The following is a 16,666-nucleotide window of genomic DNA, read 5'->3' on the forward strand; positions in this document are numbered from 1 at the left end:
ACCATGGCTGTGCGAACTACCACAGGCCTAAAAGCATCCACCAAGGAATACCGATACAGAGCCAGATTAGAACGTACAAGGCTCCGAGGACGCCGCCGACCTTCCACCACAGGCCCAGATCCACATAACCGGAGCCGTAATAAATCGGTGCAGGGCCATTTCCGTAGTGAGTAAGACAACCGAAAATCGTTGGAATCGCTCCGAGGAAGACGGCCAATGGCACCCCAGGAAGGCCCAGGGCTAAGCCGACGCTGAAGAAGACTGTGAACATGGCTGCGGTATGCGCTGTACCAGAGGCAAACATATAATGCGCCAGTGCGTACAGAATTGTGAGCAGAGCAAACGTGCCCAGCGTCCCCATGTTAAGCCCCTCTACCCACGAACCGACGTTGTCTCCAAACCAGCCAACAAAGCCAAGCTCGTTCAGCTGCGTGCCCATCATGACTAAGGCAGAGAACCATACGAGCGTGTCCCACGCTGCTTTCTCAGATTTCATGTCCTTCCAGGTCAGGGCACTGGTCAAGAGCAAGATGCCGAGCCCTAAGAAAGCTACTGCCGTAGCAGAGACAAGACGCCCGCCAAAGATCCACAGGACAATCATGAGGAGGAAAACTCCCAGCGTGACCCACTCTGAACGCCGCATAGGCCCAAGCGCCGCCAGGTCCCGTGCGGCTGCTGCCGGGGCCTCCGGGGTCTTGGTCAGCTCAGGTTTGTTCATGGCATAGACCACAAGCGGTACGAGCAACACGCCTACCATTGCCGGTACTGCAGCCGCGAGGAACCAGCCGCCCCACGTAATCGACACGTTGTCATTTGCTGCAAATTTCGCTGCCATTGCGTTGGGAGCAGCACCGGTGAAAAAGACAACGGACACCGCGAGATTCATGTTGTAGCCGGTCAATGCGAGATAGCTGCCGATGCGGCGGAACGTACTCGGATCGTTTGGGTCTGAGCCTGAACTCAAGCAAATGGACTTGGTAATGGGATATACAATTCCGCCGGCGCGGGCAGTGTTTGAAGGGATGAATGGGCTGAGAGCAAGATCCGTTAACCCGAGCCCATAGGCCAAGCCTAACGTCGATTTACCAAACAACCGCACGAAGCACAGGGCCATGCGTGTGCCTAAACCCGAGGTAATCACTGCCCGGGAGACGAAGAACGCGGATACAATGAGCCAAATTGTGGAATTGGAAAATCCAGACAACGCCAACGACATTGACTCGCCAGGCTCCCCTGGTGCGAGGACTTGAGTGCCCGCGCATAACGCGATAGCGACAACAGACAACGCACCCATGGGAGCTGCCTTGATGATGATTCCCACGATGGTCGCGAGAAATATTGCCAAAAGGTGCCATGCATTCGGCTGAAGTCCTTCAGGAGTGGGCACAAGCCATACGGCAACGCCTACCCCCACCGCTATGGCAAGACCGATGGGGTGAACCTCAGCAGAAGGTGGGCGCTCCGCTACCGCATGATGATCCTCCGGAGGTGTGTCCGTAGGAAGCACGGCACTCATTTGATGTACCTAACCTTTTCGTACAGATCCTCGAGGATCGTCTCCTTGCGTGCGTTGTACTCTTCCTTTTTCTGGGTATACAAGTTGTTGCCGTTGGCATCGATGGACACAATGAGTGGCCCAAATTGCTTCACCCGCATTACCCACAGGGCCTCAGGCATCCCGAGCTCACGCCAATAAGACTCTTCGACTTCCTCAACTTCAGTTGCCGCGATGACCGCGTTTCCCGCGGGGAACACGCAGTGCAACGCACCAAATTCCTTGCAGCCTGCCTCAGTATTAGGCCCCATAGAGCCCTTGCCGACGATTAGGCGCACACCGGTCTGCTCGATGAAGTCATACTCAAACATTTCCATGCGCATGGAGGTCGTGGGGCCCACGGAAACCACTTCATACTTCTCGTCACCGTTGCGGTCAGTGCCTTCCACCTTCTGCATGATGGGCCCAGCGTGAAGAATTGCGCCGCCCTTCAAATCAAGAGGCAATTCGCGGCCCAGCTCGACGACACGACGGTGGCCTACGTCGCGGCATGTCACGATGTAGCCATCGAGGAAGATGACATCGCCAGCTTTGATGTCTTGGAGGTCCTCTTGCGAGATGGGAGTAGTGAGAGTCTTGGCAGTAGTGTTCTCGCTCATGATGAATCCTTCTTTCAGAGAATACGGTGTTTAAAGCTCGAAGCCGGAGTGCGTCAGCAGGCGGTAGTTGAGATCACGGTCCAAATGGATGGTGCCACGGCGGTGAGACCAGCAACCGGTATTGACGGCGACCGAAAGGACGGACGGGTGACGAGCAGAGTTCTCGATGTTGACGCCCATGACAGAACGCTTACCTCCCAGGCCCTGTGGTCCGAGCCCCAAGTCGTTAATGGCGGTCTCCAGGTTCTTCTCCAACTCGGCGACAACCTCGTTCTGATTGTGGGACTGCACCGGGCGCATCAGCGCGAGCTTGGACATGAAACCAGCCGTATCGATGGACGTTCCAATACCAACACCAATCAGCATTGGTGGGCAGGCGTTGACGCCGTAGGACGTCATGACATCCAGAATGAACTTCATCGCCGCCTCATAGCCCTCGCCTGGCATCAGAGTCTTTCCCTGGCCAGGTAGAGAACATCCGCCACCGGCGAGGTAGACGTCGAGCTCAAGTTCATCCGAACCAGATATCAGCTCGGTATAGAGCCACGGGGACTTGGTGCCGATGTTGGTACCAGGGTTGTACTCGTTGAATGTTTCAACAGAGTTGCGACGCAAAGGCGCCGTCTCTGAGGCGATACCAATCGCCTCCTTCATCGCGGGCTCGAGCTCCGAAAGGTACGGGAACTCGGTACCTACACGTGCGAAAATTTGGATCTGTCCGGTGTCCTGGCATGACGGGCGGTCCAGGTCGAGCGCAAGCTTCTGGTTGCGCTGCATGGTCTTGTAGATCATCTTTGCCATGGGCTGGTCTTCTTCCTCTGCCAGCTGGCGAAGACGCTCAGTGACGTCGTCTGGAAGACGCTTCGATACCAAGTCGGTGAACTTGGCAACACGATCGATCAGAAGCTGAACTTCAGGGCTGAACTGGTGCCCGAGCTCGGAAGGTTTCTTGGTGGACGGAGCGAACTCAATCTCTACCGGCACTGTCGACGTGCTCGGAGTCTCTGCACGCCGGGTAGCGCGCTGTGGAACACCGCGCAGTACTTCAGATTCAGTGGTCGTCATGGTGAGTTTCCTTTGCTATCCAGGGGACTGAACAACTCCAGAATCTCCCAATACCTACGCACCCGGCATCCCAAAACTTTGGGACTCTACGCTGCGTTTATGCAGTACAAACGTTATATTTACCCTCAATTCCAGTAGCGCTCCGAAAGAATTACCGCTTTTACCGGATCTACCGCGTCATCCCGTTCCGCACCGTGTCTGCCAGATTTTTCGGCCTGTTGTGACACTTCTGCAAGCAGAGACTGGAGCTGCTCGCGTTCAGCTGCCACACGCCCTTCTGCGCTTTCACCCGCGAACTCGGAAAGAGTATCGCGAACAAAGGAATCGGTGGTGCTCACAAAATATTCGTGAAATCGTTCATCCACCGCTGCCACATTGACACCAGTCTTTTCTACCGAACGCAGCTGCTTTCGGTACTGGCTCGCCGTTTTGCTAAACGCTCTTCTAAAAGCCAAGCTGAGTGCCTTGTTATCTGGAAATCCTGCGGCCAAAGCAACGTCAGTAATGGGCCAATCGGTCCGGCGTAAAAGCTGTACGGCTTCGGCTAACCGCACCCTCGTGATGTACTCACTAACTGGAATCCCTACAACGGAGCTAAAGAGATCTGAGAAATAGGCCGGTGAATAGCCGGCGAAGTCAGCAAGGTTTCGCAGCGTTATCTTCTGTTGATAATGCTCATCCACGTATTCAATCACTCGCCGCATTTCCTGGAGTCGCTCTGCATCAGCCGATCGTGCTGCTGGCGCGTCACCTTCAAAAAAGTCCCGATAAAGAACTGCACATATGGCTGCTAAACGCGATTCTTGCGCAACCTCTTTGCTTAGAGAATCGACCTTCTGCGCCTCTAACATCATCTGCGACGACAGCTTCCGTAGTTCACTAATCCCCAGGTGAGTGCCCGAAAAATCAGTGGAACAACAAGAAAATTGGGGGATGAAGCCGCGATTGAAGCTGGCTACGTAGGAGGTGTCGAGATGAATTAAAAGCGCCTGCGCGCTGGCTGTTCCTTCGCGAGGCTCCAGAGACATCGTGGCGTGTCCTTCGTTGGAATTGAATAGGACGACATCTCCGCGAGAGAGTACCCGGGTTCCCGAGGCTCGGTTAATTTCAACGCTTCCGCCAAGGATAGTGAGAAGCTCGATGGGCGAATGCCAATTGTAGTGGTATGAACCGATGTCGTAGACGTACTGACGCCAAGCTGCAGAGCGAGCAGGTGGGGTATGTTCAGCATAGAACTCGGACATGACTTTTATGGTAACCGTTGGGAATTGTGCAACGACAGTGTTTCGAATTGATTGCCCCTTCGAAACGCCCCCACACAAACGGAAGAATTTTTCTACGCTAGGACCAGTGAGCGGCGACAAGCATCGGCGGTAAGTGTCGCAGCCAGAAACAACCCACAGGTACGGCTAGAGAACACAAAAGGCACGATGGCTTCCCCATTTTAAAGAATGGAAGAATTTATCGTGCCTCAGTGCTAGAACGGCGAGGTACCGCTACAAGAACGGCACCGTCAACCGCAGCGTGGAACCGCTACTTAGAAACGGTCTTGCCCACGGAGTGCAGGTCCTGGCAGGCCTCAACCACGCGGTCAGCCATGCCCTGCTCAGCCTTCTTGAGGTAGGAGCGCGGGTCGTAGACCTTCTTGTTGCCTACCTCGCCGTCGATCTTGAAGACGCCGTCGTAGTTAGCGAACATGTGGCGTGCAACCGGGTTGGTGAAGGCGTACTGGGTATCGGTGTCAACGTTCATCTTGATGACGCCATAGCGCAGGGCCTCCTCGATCTTCTCCTTCTCGGAGCCGGAGCCGCCGTGGAAGACGAAGTCGAAGGGCTGGGAGCCTTCCTCCAGGCCGAGCTTCTTCACAGCAACCTTCTGGCCCTCATCCAGAACCTCCGGGCGCAGCTTCACGTTGCCCGGCTTGTACACGCCGTGGACGTTACCGAAGGTAGCGGCCAGCAGGTAGCGACCCTTCTCACCGGTACCGAGGGCGTCGACGGTCTTCTCAAAGTCCTCCGGGGAGGTGTAGAGGTTAGCGCCGGCCTTGGCCTCAACGCCGTCCTCTTCGCCGCCAACGACGCCGATCTCAACCTCAAGGATGATGTTGGCGTTGTGGGCCTTCTCGAGGAGCTCCTGAGCGATCACAAGGTTCTCATCGATCGGGATAGCGGAGCCATCCCACATGTGGGACTGGAAGAGCGGCAGCTCGCCGCGGTCAACGCGCTCCTGGGAGAAGGCGATCAGCGGGCGCACGTACTCATCCAGGACTTCCTTCTGGCAGTGGTCAGTGTGCAGCGCAACGTTAATGCCGTAGTGCTGTGCAGCCTCGTGAGCGAAGGCAGCCAGTGCCTTGGCGCCGGCAACCTTGTTCTTCACGGACAGGCCGGAACCGAACTCGGCGCCGCCGGTGGAGAACTGGATGATGCCGTCGGACTCAGCCTCGGCGAAGCCGCGGAGAGCGGCGTTGATGGTTTCGGAGGAGGTGCAGTTGATTGCCGGGAATGCGAAGCCGCCCTTCTTGGCGGTATCCAGCATCTGGTTATAAACCTCAGGGGTTGCAATAGGCATGAAATTCCATCCTTTGGAGTTGCTGTGCAGTAAGCCGTGCCGTCTCACAAACCAGCGAAACAACACGTTCCAACACCCAAGTATGCCTGTTGTTGTGGTTTTCCGCCGCGAGATGAGATGTGACCTCACTTAAACAGCGCTCCGCATGGGCAGAAATCCCCCGACCACCTGGGGAAACTCTGCTATTTCTTGGATTCTGACTTGTACTTCACAATCCGGGTGCAGGCCTCCAACAACATCCAACCGGACAATTGAACGGATAAATCGCGCTCAGCCACGCGGATAATGCCCATCTTCTGGCTCAATGACGAGGGGCCGAAACCGTAGTTATGGGGAAGCTTGGCATCCGCGGTCCAATCGGAGCCGAAGATGGGTAGGCCGTCTACCTCTAGGCGGTGTTCCCACACGGATTCCGCCGAGGCCGTCACGAGGCGAGCGGCTAGCTTCTTCGTCGCGCGGTTAGCCGGGGAATCGCCCGGCAGGCGCACCGCCACGTCCGCGAGGTAGCGGGCAAGGATGCCCTTGAAGAGGCCGCCGTCGCCGTCACCAGTCTGCCAGTCGATGACGCCCGTGTACGTCGCCATGCCCGTGGCCACCGCTTGGACTAGGCCGCGGATGCGAGTGGTGTAGTCCATCATGTCCGCAGCGAGTTCTGCCTCGTGGACGGAGTCGATATCCTCCACGGAGCGCAGGCCGGTCTTCTCTCGCAGCGCCAGCACGATTTCCAAGCAGGCGCCGAGCACCACGCCTTGGCAGTAGGGGTGGATGTTGCGGACAATCTCCTGCCCGTCCATACGCATGCGGATGCCGTCCATGACGAAGCCATCGTCATCAATGAGGTGATCGTAGATCCAATCCACGATATGGCGGGCCTCGTCCACGCGCCCCATCCGGGCCAGCATGATGGCGCCCGGACCGTTGGAAGGAACGTTGAGGAAGGTCTCGCCTTCGCGCCAGGGCAGCACGCCCACCTGGGTGTCGATGCCATCGCGGATGTTGTGCTGCAGGGTGCCCAACTTCTTGTAGGGGCGCTGCTTTTTGAGCTCACCAGCGCGGGCGATGGCCAGGGCGAGCCATGCTTTGTCGTCGTAGTAGCGGTTCTTGGTCAGCGCGCGGAGGTTGCGCACATGAATGCCACGGATGGTATCGGCGATGCGTGCGCGGCGTGCTTTGGTGTTTTTGCGCAGGGCCGCGTCAACAAGACAGTCCAGATAATGCGCCTGCCACCAATAATGCCAGTGCACAAAGAGTGATTCCTTGGTGGTGGGTGGCCAACTCACCACGGCAAGGTTGGTACGGGGCAAGCCCCACACGGCCTGCGCGTGGCGCTCATTGATGGCTGTTTCCGCAAGGTCGGCGCGGTGGGACCATTTCTCTAACACTTTTGTCTCATCATTCTCACAATGTGAATTCGTTACCTAGATGTAAACACAGTGCGCGGGATCTCACCAAGCTTTTGATAAATCGGCGTGCTGCCGAATCCATGCATGCATGGCAATGCCCGCGGCCACGCCCGCGTTGATGGAGCGAGTAGAACCAAATTGTGCGATTGAGCAGGTCATCACTGCTGCGTCCTGGGCCTCCGGGCTGACGCCTGGGCCTTCTTGTCCGAAGAGGAGCAGGCAGCGCTCGGGCAGCTCCGCGGTTTCTAGGGGGACACACCCGGGGGTGTTATCGATGGCCACGACGGTCAGGTCCTGGTCCGCTGCCCAGGCCATTAGCTCACTAACATCCGTGTGGTGCATGAGGTGCTGGTACCTGTCGGTGACCATGGCGCCGCGCCGGTTCCAGCGTCGGCGTCCCACAATGTGGACGGTGTCGACGGCAAAGGCGTTGGCAGTGCGCACCACGGTGCCGATGTTGGAATCGTTTTCGAAGTTCTCGATGGCGATGTGCAGCGCATGCCGGCGCTTATCGATATCCTCCCGGATCGCCTCGCGCGTCCAGTAACGGTAGGCATCGACGACATTGCGGCGATCCCCCTCCGCGAGCAGTTCGGGATCGTATTTCTCCGCTTCGGGGCCTTCGGGCAGCGGGCCTTCCCACGGGCCAACACCGTGGCGGCCCTCGTTCCACTCGGTGGGGCCTTTGGCTGCCGCCTCTTCCTCGGGCTTAGGCAAGGTCGAGATCCTCAAGGCCCAGCAGGTAGCGGTATTCCAGGCCCTCGGCAGCGATGGCTGCGCCGGCATCGGTGTTGCGGTCCACCACGGTGGCCACGCCGACGACCTCGGCGCCTGCCTTACGCAGAGCCTTCACGGCGGTCAGCGGCGAGTTGCCGGTCGTGGTGGTGTCCTCGACAACGAGCACCTTCTGTCCCTCGACGTTGAAGCCCTCAATCTGACGCTGCATGCCGTGCTTCTTGGCTTCCTTGCGGACAACGAAGGCGTCGATATCGCGGCCATCGGCATGCATGATGGACAGCGCGACTGGATCCGCGCCCATGGTCAGGCCACCGGCGGCAGCATAATCCCAGTCAGCGGTGAGCTCACGCAGCAGCGAGCCGATAAGGCGCGAGGCCTCGTGCTGCAGGGTGGCGCGGCGCAGGTCCACGTAGTAGTCAGCCTCCTTGCCGGAGGACAGCGTGACCTTGCCGTGGACGACGGCCAGCTCCTTCACCAGTTCTGCTAGGCGTTGCTTCTTCTGCTGATCCAGGCTCATCGCTCGCTCCTTAAAGTCTGTGGCTGTTCGGCCGTGAAAAATCCGCTCTGTAGTTTACCCTCTTCCCGCACGGTTGCCCGCGACTAGTGCTGGTGCTCGGCTGTGACACCTGGCTGCGGCGCCTCGCCGCGGCGGCGGGCTGGCGGGTCTAGTCGAAGATGGAGGAGCCGCCATCGAAGCGGCGCGGCAGGCGGGCCTGATTGTTTTCGTGGGTGGGGCGCTCGTGGCCATCGGCAATCGCGTCGACTTCATCCGCACCCAGGCTGGAGTGGTCGATGGTGCCGCGGGCCTCGCTGGTGGTGCGGCTCGGCATGACCACCGGCTCGGTGGGGCGCTGGATGGTGGGGGCGTCGAGGGAATCATCGCGGTCCGGAACCGCCGTGGGCCCGGTGGGTTCCGGCTGCGGAGGTTCCGGGATGTCGCGGCTGGGGTCCAGCTCATCGACGCGCAGGACCTGAGCGGCTTCGGAGCGCGGTGGAAGAACGCGAGCAGCATCGGCGAGCAGCGACAGCGGTTCGAGCAGCTCTTCCCACTCAGCGCTGCGGGCCTGCCGGGTAGTTTGGGCCAGCACCCACTCCCCTTCCAGCCACACGGCAGTCACCGCGGCGGGTAGATGATTCAACGCCGTACTCACTCGGGTATCGATGAAGCGCTGGCCCACGCCAGCATCGGAGGAGAAAACCTCGAAACCTTCCTCCTCACGCACGTACAACAGATCCTCGGAGAGGTTTTCAATCTCCTCGCCTGCTCGGCGGAAATCCACCACGATATCGGAGGCCGCGCCGGTGCGCATAGCCATGACGGGGATAGCACCCATATCGAAGAGCAGCGTCTCGTGCCCCCGGACAGTTCCGGCGACGATGTCGCGGGGTTCGTGGCCGCGGGCGGCAGCGCCGCGGGTCCACTCATCCGCCAGGTAGGAATCATGCTTGAGGTATTCCCAGCCGCGCTGCTGGCCAAAGGCCTTGCGCTCACGGCGGGCACTGCCCGGCACGAGGTACTTGGCGCGCTCTGCGCGCTCCGCAAAGCTGGGTGCGGCAGCCTGCGGTTCGGCCGCCGGTTCCTCACTGGGCTCAGCGGCGGCCGGTTCTTCAGCGGCATCCGCAGTTGGCTCGGTTGCCGGCTCAGCCACGGGTTCTGGCTCCGGCTCGGTAATGATGTCGGGCTCTGGAGCAGGCTCAGGTTCCTCGGCGAGCGCGGGTTCCTCGGCGAGCGCGGGTTCCTCGGCGAGCGCGGGCTCTGAGGGGGAGTCAGGGGTGAGTTCAGGCGCAGCGGTATCGGCCGCTGTGGTGGTTTCGTCGGCGGAGAGCGCGGCGCGCTGGCGGTGATCCAACCAGAGCACGATGAGACCAGCCACGAGCGCGACGGCGGCGAGGGATAAGAGTACGAAAGGCATCACTGCCTGACTCTAATCGCCCAGCGCGCTCGATCTGCGCTGACGCGCTGGTCACGCGCGGATTCTAGACGTGCTCGCGGTCGCCACGCTCCACCGGATTCTTCGGATTGGCTGACCACTGCGACCATCCACCCACGAAGTGACGCAAACCGGTAAAGCCCACGTGTTCCAGCACGGCGATGGTAAGCGCGGAGTGGTTACCGGAGCCGGAGTAGATGATGGCGCCGTCCACGTTTTCCTTGGTCACGCCGTGCTGCTCAAGGATTTCGAGGATTTCTTCCTTGGACTTCCACACGGTGACGTCCTGTGTGTGAAAGAGGCGCTCCGGAAGGTTGACCGCGCCGGGAATGTGGCCGGCCTTCAGGTCGAGGTTCTCGCGGCGGCCGGCGAAGCGGTTGCGCGTGCGAACGTCGAGAAGCAGGCCCTTATGCTCCTTGACCTCATCGATGGTGGCCGTGGGCATCGACCCCGTGGTCACTTCAAAGTCCGAGGGCATGCCCAAGTTACCCGGGCCGGTAAGGGTGGGCAGGGACTGGGCACGCCAGTTGGACAGGCCGCCGTCGAGGATGCGGACGTTGCGGATGCCGGCCCAGCGCAGGGTCCACCACGCACGGCCAGCGAAGAGTCCGCGGCCTTCGTCGTAGACAACGACTTCGCTGTCCTCCTCTAGACCCCAGAGGTCGATCCACTCTTGAATCTTCTCGGTCTGCGGGAGTGGGTTGCGCCCTACCTTGGAGCCGGGCAGGCCCACGAAGGCTGAAGCGGCGTCGGCGTACTGGGCAGTCGGAATGTGGAGGGAGGAAAACTGATTGAAGGCCTCGCCTTCCCCTGGTGCCCAGAGGGAAGCGAGGATGGTCGTCTTATCACCGCGGTAAATCTTCTCACTCAACTCGTGAGGGGAGATCAAAATGCTCATGTCCCTAGATCATAGGGGCATGAGCGAAGAGTGGCGACCGATGAACGCGGTGAGCGCGGTGAGCGCTAATCGCGCTCACCGGTTTAGTCGGTGCCTTAGGCGGTGCGGGCAGCTAGCTCCAGGCGCTCGCCACCGTCGGCGACGTCAACGTGCACGGTATCGCCGTCCACGATGTCACCGGCCAGGAGCTTCTTGGCCAGCTGGTCACCGATGGCCTGCTGGATCAGGCGGCGCAACGGGCGGGCACCATAGGCCGGGTCATAACCGCGCTCGGCCAACCACAGCTTGGCCGCGTCGGAGACCTGCAGCGTCAGGCGGCGGCCGGACAGGCGCTCGGCCAAGCCCTTGAGCTGGATGTCCACGATGCCGGAGAGCAGATCCGAGGTCAGCGGCTCAAACATCACCACATCATCAAGACGGTTGATGAACTCCGGTTTGAAGCTGCGCTTGACTGCCTCCATGACCTCCTCCTTGGTGCCGCCGGCACCCAGGTTCGAGGTCAGGATGATGACCGTGTTGCGGAAGTCCACGGTGCGGCCCTGGCCATCGGTCAGGCGGCCTTCATCGAGCACCTGGAGCAGCACGTCGAAGACATCCGGGTGGGCCTTCTCGACTTCGTCGAAAAGCACCAGCGTGTACGGACGGCGACGCACCGCCTCCGTGAGCTGGCCACCGGCGTCATAGCCCACGTATCCCGGAGGGGCACCGACGAGGCGAGCGACGGAGTGTTTCTCACCGAACTCGGACATATCGATGCGAACCATGGCGGATTCATCGTCAAAGAGGAAGTCCGCCAAAGCCTTCGCCAGCTCCGTCTTACCCACGCCCGTCGGGCCGAGGAAGAGGAAGGAGCCGGTTGGGCGGTTCGGGTCAGCCACACCGGCGCGGGCGCGGCGCACAGCGTCGGAGACCGCGGTGACGGCCTCCTTCTGGCCCACCACGCGCTGCCCCAGCACGGACTCCATGTTGAGCAGCTTCTCGGTCTCTCCCTGCAGCATCTTGCCGGCTGGGATGCCGGTCCAGGCGGAGACAACCTCCGCGATGGTATCCGGAGTGACCTCCTCGCTGAGCATGGTGTTGTGCTGCTGCTGAGCCTTCTCCTCGGCGGCAGCCAGGTCCTTCTCCAGCGGCGGCATCTTGCCGTAGTTGATCTCGGAGGCCAGTGCTAGGTCACCATCGCGCTCCGCAATCTCTGCCTGGCGGCGCAGGTCCTCCAGTTGTTCCTTGATGGTCTGCACATCATCGATGGCCTTCTTCTCATTGGCCCAGCGGGCCTTGAGTTCACCGAGCTTCTCGCGCTCATCAGCCAGCTCCTGCTGAAGGGCAGTCAAGCGGTCCTTCGAGGCGGCGTCCGATTCCTTCTTCAGAGCCAACTCCTCAATCTCGAGGCGGCGCACGATGCGCTCCAGCTCATCAATCTCCTGCGGGGAGGAGTCAATCTCCATGCGCAGGCGAGAGCCTGCCTCATCGACCAAGTCGATGGCCTTATCCGGCAGGAAGCGGTTGGTGATGTAACGGTGCGAGAGCTCAGCGGCAGAGACCAAGGCCGAGTCCTGGATACGCACACCGTGGTGCACCTCGTAGCGCTCCTTGAGGCCACGGAGGATACCGATGGTGTCCTCCACGGAGGGCTCAGCGGCGTAGACCTGCTGGAAGCGGCGCTCCAGGGCGGCGTCCTTCTCGATGTACTTGCGGTATTCATCGAGGGTGGTAGCACCGACCAGGCGGAGCTCGCCGCGGGCCAGCATGGGCTTAATCATGTTGCCGGCATCCATGGAACCTTCACCGGTGGCGCCAGCGCCGACGATGGTGTGCAGCTCATCGATGAAGGTGATGATCTGTCCATCGGAAGCCTTAATCTCATCGAGCACGGCCTTGAGGCGCTCCTCGAACTCGCCGCGGTACTTCGCGCCGGCGACCATGGAACCGAGATCCAGGCTCAGCAGCGTCTTGCCCTTGAGGGATTCCGGTACGTCACCCGCCACGATGCGGCGGGCCAAGCCCTCCACGATGGCGGTCTTACCCACGCCGGGCTCACCGATGAGCACCGGGTTATTCTTCGTGCGGCGGCTAAGAACCTGGACCACGCGGCGGATCTCCTGATCGCGGCCGATTACCGGGTCAATCTTGCCCTCGCGGGCACGGGCGGTGAGGTCCGTGGCGTACTTCTCCAGAGTCTGGAACTGCTCCTCGGGGTTCTCCGAGGTCACCCTGGCTGCACCACGCACGGAGGGGAAAGCGCCCTTGAGCGCGTCGTAAGTGGCACCCCGGGAGGTCAGCAGCTCCGCGGCATCCGTCTTCGAGCCCGCAATAGCTGCAAGCAAAACCTCGGTGGAGACGTACTCATCACCAAGCTCGCCGGCCAGCTCCTGGGCGCGGGTGAGGACGTTGAGGGCGTCGCGGTTAAAGTTCGGGTTCGCCATGTTGGCACCCTCGGCCTTGGGGAGGGCGTCGATAAGCTGGCGCGCCTCCTTCAGCACCGTATCTGGGTCCACGCCGGTGGCCTTGAGCACCGGGGCGGCAATGCCGTCCTGCTGCTCGAGGATGGCTGCTAAGAGGTGTGCCGGGCGGATGTCCGGGTTACCGTTGGCGGAAGCCGTCTGCAGTGCTTGCTGCAGGGCCTCCTGAGTTTTAGTGGTGGGGTTAAAAGAACTCATTGTTGTGTTTCTCCGTTTCTACTATTTATCCAAACCTCCCTGCGGCTACAGCAGGGAAGGTAGCTTCACTGTCTATAACGCTACAGAACTTGAGTCTGTTCCACTCAACTAGAAGTTTTTTTAAACCAACCACCCCCGACCGGGTTGATAGGGCTTCACTCAAGTTTTTCTTCTGCCCGCTTGGCAGGCCATAGGCATAAGAAAACCAGCCCCACCGCCCTGCTGGGTGCAACGGTGCGGAGGGGCCGGTGCCTTAAATGCTTAAGCCGACTGAGAGGCTTGTGGTTGCTCCTCTGGAAGGTCGTAGGAAAAGGAAGCGAGAACCACGGCCGTGACAAAGCAATAGAGGGACCACTTCTGTTCGAGGTCGATATCTCGAAACTCACCCATCGACGCCAGGTGGCACATGCCGTCAGCGCCAGCCCACAGGGTGAGGTTCTTGATGTAGACCAAGCGGTCCTCCGGCGCATAGCCGGCCTCTCGCAGCGCCTCACGGGCAAACCGCATCAGCAGCGCGAAGGACTCACCCATCTGGGTTTGCTCCTCACCGTCCTCACTCAACGGCACCACGGAGCCGGAGGCAGCAGCAATGCAGGCGCTATAGCGTTCGGGGAAGGTCACCGCATAGTGGAAATAGGCCACCGCAACGCACAGGAGCTTGTCGACGGCCGATGCACCCTCCGGCAGCCGCTCCAGCAGGTAGAGACTGTGGGCTTCAAGCTCGCGGTCGGTTTCCCACTCAACGGATTCACGCAACACGAAGTCATTGTCCACCAGCGAAGCAACGAAAACATCGGAGACACCGAAATACTCGGCCACGTTCTCAATGGTCACGCACTGCAGCCCTTCCCGCGCTGCCAGCTGGATGGCACGTTCCTTAACAGCCATGCGTGCCCGCTCTGTGGAAAGTTCCTGCACGTCCTCAATCGCAGAGATGTCCAACGAAATATCGCGGTCCGGAACAAACCCGGCGAGCAACGCGCGGTACTCCTGCATCGGGCTACGCACATCCGGAATCTCCAAGAACTCCGCAGCCTTGAACAGGGTTCCAATGAGTGCTTTACATACCTCACGGAGGTTAAAGCGTCGCACCACCGAGTGCTGGTGCCGCAGCACACCCAAAACACTCAGGTGCGCCATACCGTGGACGGTAGCCAAGGTGGCCGCGCTCAGCCGCGCCACCGTTTGAAAGCACACATCGCTTCCTACCTTAAGCTTCTCCTCGGCCGCGATGAGCGAGATGTTTTCATAGATCAGGTCCAAGGTGCGATTGTGGGATAAGTTTCCCTGCAAAAGAGCACGCCATTCATCCTCGGAGACATAGGCCTTCTTCTCAAAGAGGTAGCGGAACAGCTCCGGCTCACGTTCGGCGTACTCGTAGTAGGCCTCAGTAAAAGTGGTCAGCTTAGTAAAAAGATCGGCGTAACCAAGAGCAGCGTCGAGCGTTTCCTCGAGGAACTTAACTTTCCGGTCAGTTACGTAATCAGGAAGCGCGTGCACGATTGCCTCGCGATCAGGAAATTCCGCGCGTACCTCAGCGACGGGAAGCTCCGCCAGCTTGGCCACGGATTCCATGGTAATAGCCTCATCGCCCTCGGCTGCTCCGATATGAAGCGCAGACTCGAGGATGACCTCACGAGGTGAGCCTTCATAAAGAATATGCATATGGATTCCTAAGATTGCGCTGCCGACGAAAGAATAAAAAGAAAGAATGGGAGAGCGCCACGCTAACAACTTCCTGAATTTTATCCCCATTCTTGGTTAAAGAGCAATGTGTTTACTAGGCACTGACTCCCGTAATGCGGGCCACCCTGTGAACGAAAAACCCCCAGGCCACGGCCTGGGGGTTTCACGCGGGAAAGGTCAGCGTCTACTTCTCTGAGCCGACGTGTCCGATGCCTTCCTTGAAGATGGTGCCGCGCGGCGGCATCATTCCCGTGAACTTGAAGACGAGGTAGATAACCACCGCGATGCCCAGGGAGATCCAGCCGAAGCCAGCGGTGAAGCCGTACATGACGGCCAGCGGCGCGATGATGGTCCAGGAAATCTCGAAAGGACCGAAGCCGATGTAGGCCATGCCGTACTCCGACAGGGTGCCGGACTTGAGCTTCGGATCGACGATCTTGAGGATCGCAATACCGGTGGCCACGGTAGCCGTCGCCCAGCCCCAGCCGAAGATGCCGCGCTCGATCCAGCGCTCGCCGAAGAACTCGGCGGGGAACCACATGAGGAAGAAGATGCAGTAGATGGTACCCAGGACAAAGAGCAGGAGAAGAGCCTGCCAGTAGGCCGCGACGGCAGCCGGCACGATGGCCGCCACACCGAAGGCAATGAGGTAGTCGGTGGCCGCACCGGACACCGAGCTCACAGTGTCCTTGTCCAGGTAATCCTTGGCGCCCACCATGTTCATCACCGCACGGAAGAGCAGACCCACGACCATAGACATAGCGAACAGCGGGATGGACACGTTCTCCCACACAGAGGAGATTCCCTTGTTGATGCCATAAGCGGTCATCACGGTCAAAGCGATAAAGCCAACGTGCAGGGTGATGGGCTCGATGGCAGAGGGGTTCGTCGTGGCACGGCCCAGGGAAGGACGATCCTCCAGGCGCGAGATGTAGCCGCGGCGCAGTTCCTCCGGAAGCTGCTTCGGCACATGCGAAACCTTGCCCTTACGGATGCCCCAGTTACCGGCGACGATACCGCCAATGATGGCGGCCAGCGTACCCACGGTGGCGGAGGTAAAGCCCAAGGAGGACGCCGCCTCAGCACCCACACCTTCCAAGGCACTGCCGACAGCCGCCGCGGTACCGAAGCCACCCGTGAAGCCAACGGGCAGCATCATGCCGAACCAGTCCGGGGTATCAAAGGTTGGCTTGAACAGGAGAAGACCCAAAACGATGAACAGGCCCCACTGGCCGGTGAACATCATGGTGGAATAGCCCCACATGTTGCGGGCGCCTTTGCCCATATTGCCGCCCATCTCCATGGAGAAGGCCATGGAGGCGAAGACCACAGCGATGAGCAGTGAGGTGTAATCGCCGAGGTTGTCGGAGAAACCGATCCAACCCAAGACATTAGGGCCTAAGAGCAAGCCGAGTAGGCCTGCCGTGATGGGGGCAGGCAAGAGCAAGTCCTGGAACACGAACTTGATCTGGTGGCGCAGAACGTTGCCGATAACCATGAGCAAAGAAATCCAGCCCACGTCGGTCATGATTGTGAACGCAGAGAATTCTTCCATGCGAAAACTTC

13 protein-coding genes are annotated in these 16,666 nt (G+C 59.9%); all 13 read right to left on the reverse strand.

Going from position 1 to position 16,666, the window contains the following annotated elements:
- Nucleotides 1-16: 16 nt before the first annotated feature.
- Nucleotides 17-1,516: a DASS family sodium-coupled anion symporter gene (locus CAURI_RS12035; RefSeq protein ID WP_010188705.1), complete on the reverse strand. Its 1,500-nt coding sequence runs from the start codon at nucleotides 1,514-1,516 to the stop codon at nucleotides 17-19.
- A complete protein-coding gene (gene ttdB, locus CAURI_RS12040; protein ID WP_010188703.1) occupies nucleotides 1,513-2,154 on the reverse strand; it encodes a L(+)-tartrate dehydratase subunit beta in 642 nt (213 codons plus the stop codon). Before ttdB ends, CAURI_RS12035 begins: the two co-directional genes overlap by 4 nt.
- Nucleotides 2,155-2,184: 30 nt before the next feature.
- On the reverse strand, nucleotides 2,185-3,219 hold the full coding sequence (gene ttdA, locus CAURI_RS12045) for a L(+)-tartrate dehydratase subunit alpha (protein ID WP_010188701.1): 1,035 nt from the start codon (nucleotides 3,217-3,219) through the stop codon (nucleotides 2,185-2,187).
- 125 nt (nucleotides 3,220-3,344) lie between these two features.
- Nucleotides 3,345-4,463, reverse strand: coding sequence for an AraC family transcriptional regulator (locus CAURI_RS12050; RefSeq protein WP_100067427.1), 1,119 nt, complete (start codon nucleotides 4,461-4,463; stop codon nucleotides 3,345-3,347).
- 289 nt (nucleotides 4,464-4,752) lie between these two features.
- Nucleotides 4,753-5,787, reverse strand: a complete 1,035-nt coding sequence (gene fbaA / locus CAURI_RS12055) for a class II fructose-bisphosphate aldolase (RefSeq protein WP_010188696.1) — start codon at nucleotides 5,785-5,787, stop codon at nucleotides 4,753-4,755.
- A gap of 182 nt (nucleotides 5,788-5,969) precedes the next feature.
- A complete protein-coding gene (locus CAURI_RS12060; protein WP_010188694.1) occupies nucleotides 5,970-7,169 on the reverse strand; it encodes a glycoside hydrolase family 76 protein in 1,200 nt (399 codons plus the stop codon).
- 63 nt (nucleotides 7,170-7,232) lie between these two features.
- Entirely contained in the window at nucleotides 7,233-7,907 is a 675-nt protein-coding gene (locus CAURI_RS12065; protein ID WP_010188692.1) for a TrmH family RNA methyltransferase, read from the reverse strand.
- Entirely contained in the window at nucleotides 7,900-8,445 is a 546-nt protein-coding gene (pyrE, locus tag CAURI_RS12070; RefSeq protein ID WP_010188690.1) for an orotate phosphoribosyltransferase, read from the reverse strand. The genes CAURI_RS12065 and pyrE overlap by 8 nt, the downstream gene beginning before the upstream one ends.
- A 148-nt stretch (nucleotides 8,446-8,593) precedes the next feature.
- The gene (locus CAURI_RS12075) at nucleotides 8,594-9,841 is read right to left on the reverse strand and encodes a type III secretion system chaperone family protein (RefSeq protein ID WP_010188688.1); all 1,248 of its coding nucleotides are present in this window, start codon (nucleotides 9,839-9,841) and stop codon (nucleotides 8,594-8,596) included.
- A 64-nt stretch (nucleotides 9,842-9,905) separates the two neighbouring features.
- Complete coding sequence (locus tag CAURI_RS12080) at nucleotides 9,906-10,757, reverse strand: sulfurtransferase (RefSeq protein WP_010188686.1); 852 nt, start codon at nucleotides 10,755-10,757, stop codon at nucleotides 9,906-9,908.
- Between the two features lie 95 nt (nucleotides 10,758-10,852).
- Nucleotides 10,853-13,414 (reverse strand): ATP-dependent chaperone ClpB, encoded by a 2,562-nt coding sequence (clpB, locus tag CAURI_RS12085; protein WP_010188684.1) that lies wholly within the window; start codon nucleotides 13,412-13,414, stop codon nucleotides 10,853-10,855.
- A 261-nt stretch (nucleotides 13,415-13,675) separates the two neighbouring features.
- Nucleotides 13,676-15,079, reverse strand: a complete 1,404-nt coding sequence (locus tag CAURI_RS12090) for a TetR/AcrR family transcriptional regulator (RefSeq protein WP_010188683.1) — start codon at nucleotides 15,077-15,079, stop codon at nucleotides 13,676-13,678.
- Nucleotides 15,080-15,284: 205 nt separating this feature from the next.
- A complete protein-coding gene (locus CAURI_RS12095; RefSeq protein WP_010188682.1) occupies nucleotides 15,285-16,655 on the reverse strand; it encodes a sodium/glutamate symporter in 1,371 nt (456 codons plus the stop codon).
- Between the last annotated feature and the right edge of the window lie 11 nt (nucleotides 16,656-16,666).

It is taken from the genome of Corynebacterium aurimucosum ATCC 700975 (assembly GCF_000022905.1).
GTDB classification, from domain to species: domain Bacteria; phylum Actinomycetota; class Actinomycetes; order Mycobacteriales; family Mycobacteriaceae; genus Corynebacterium; species Corynebacterium aurimucosum_F.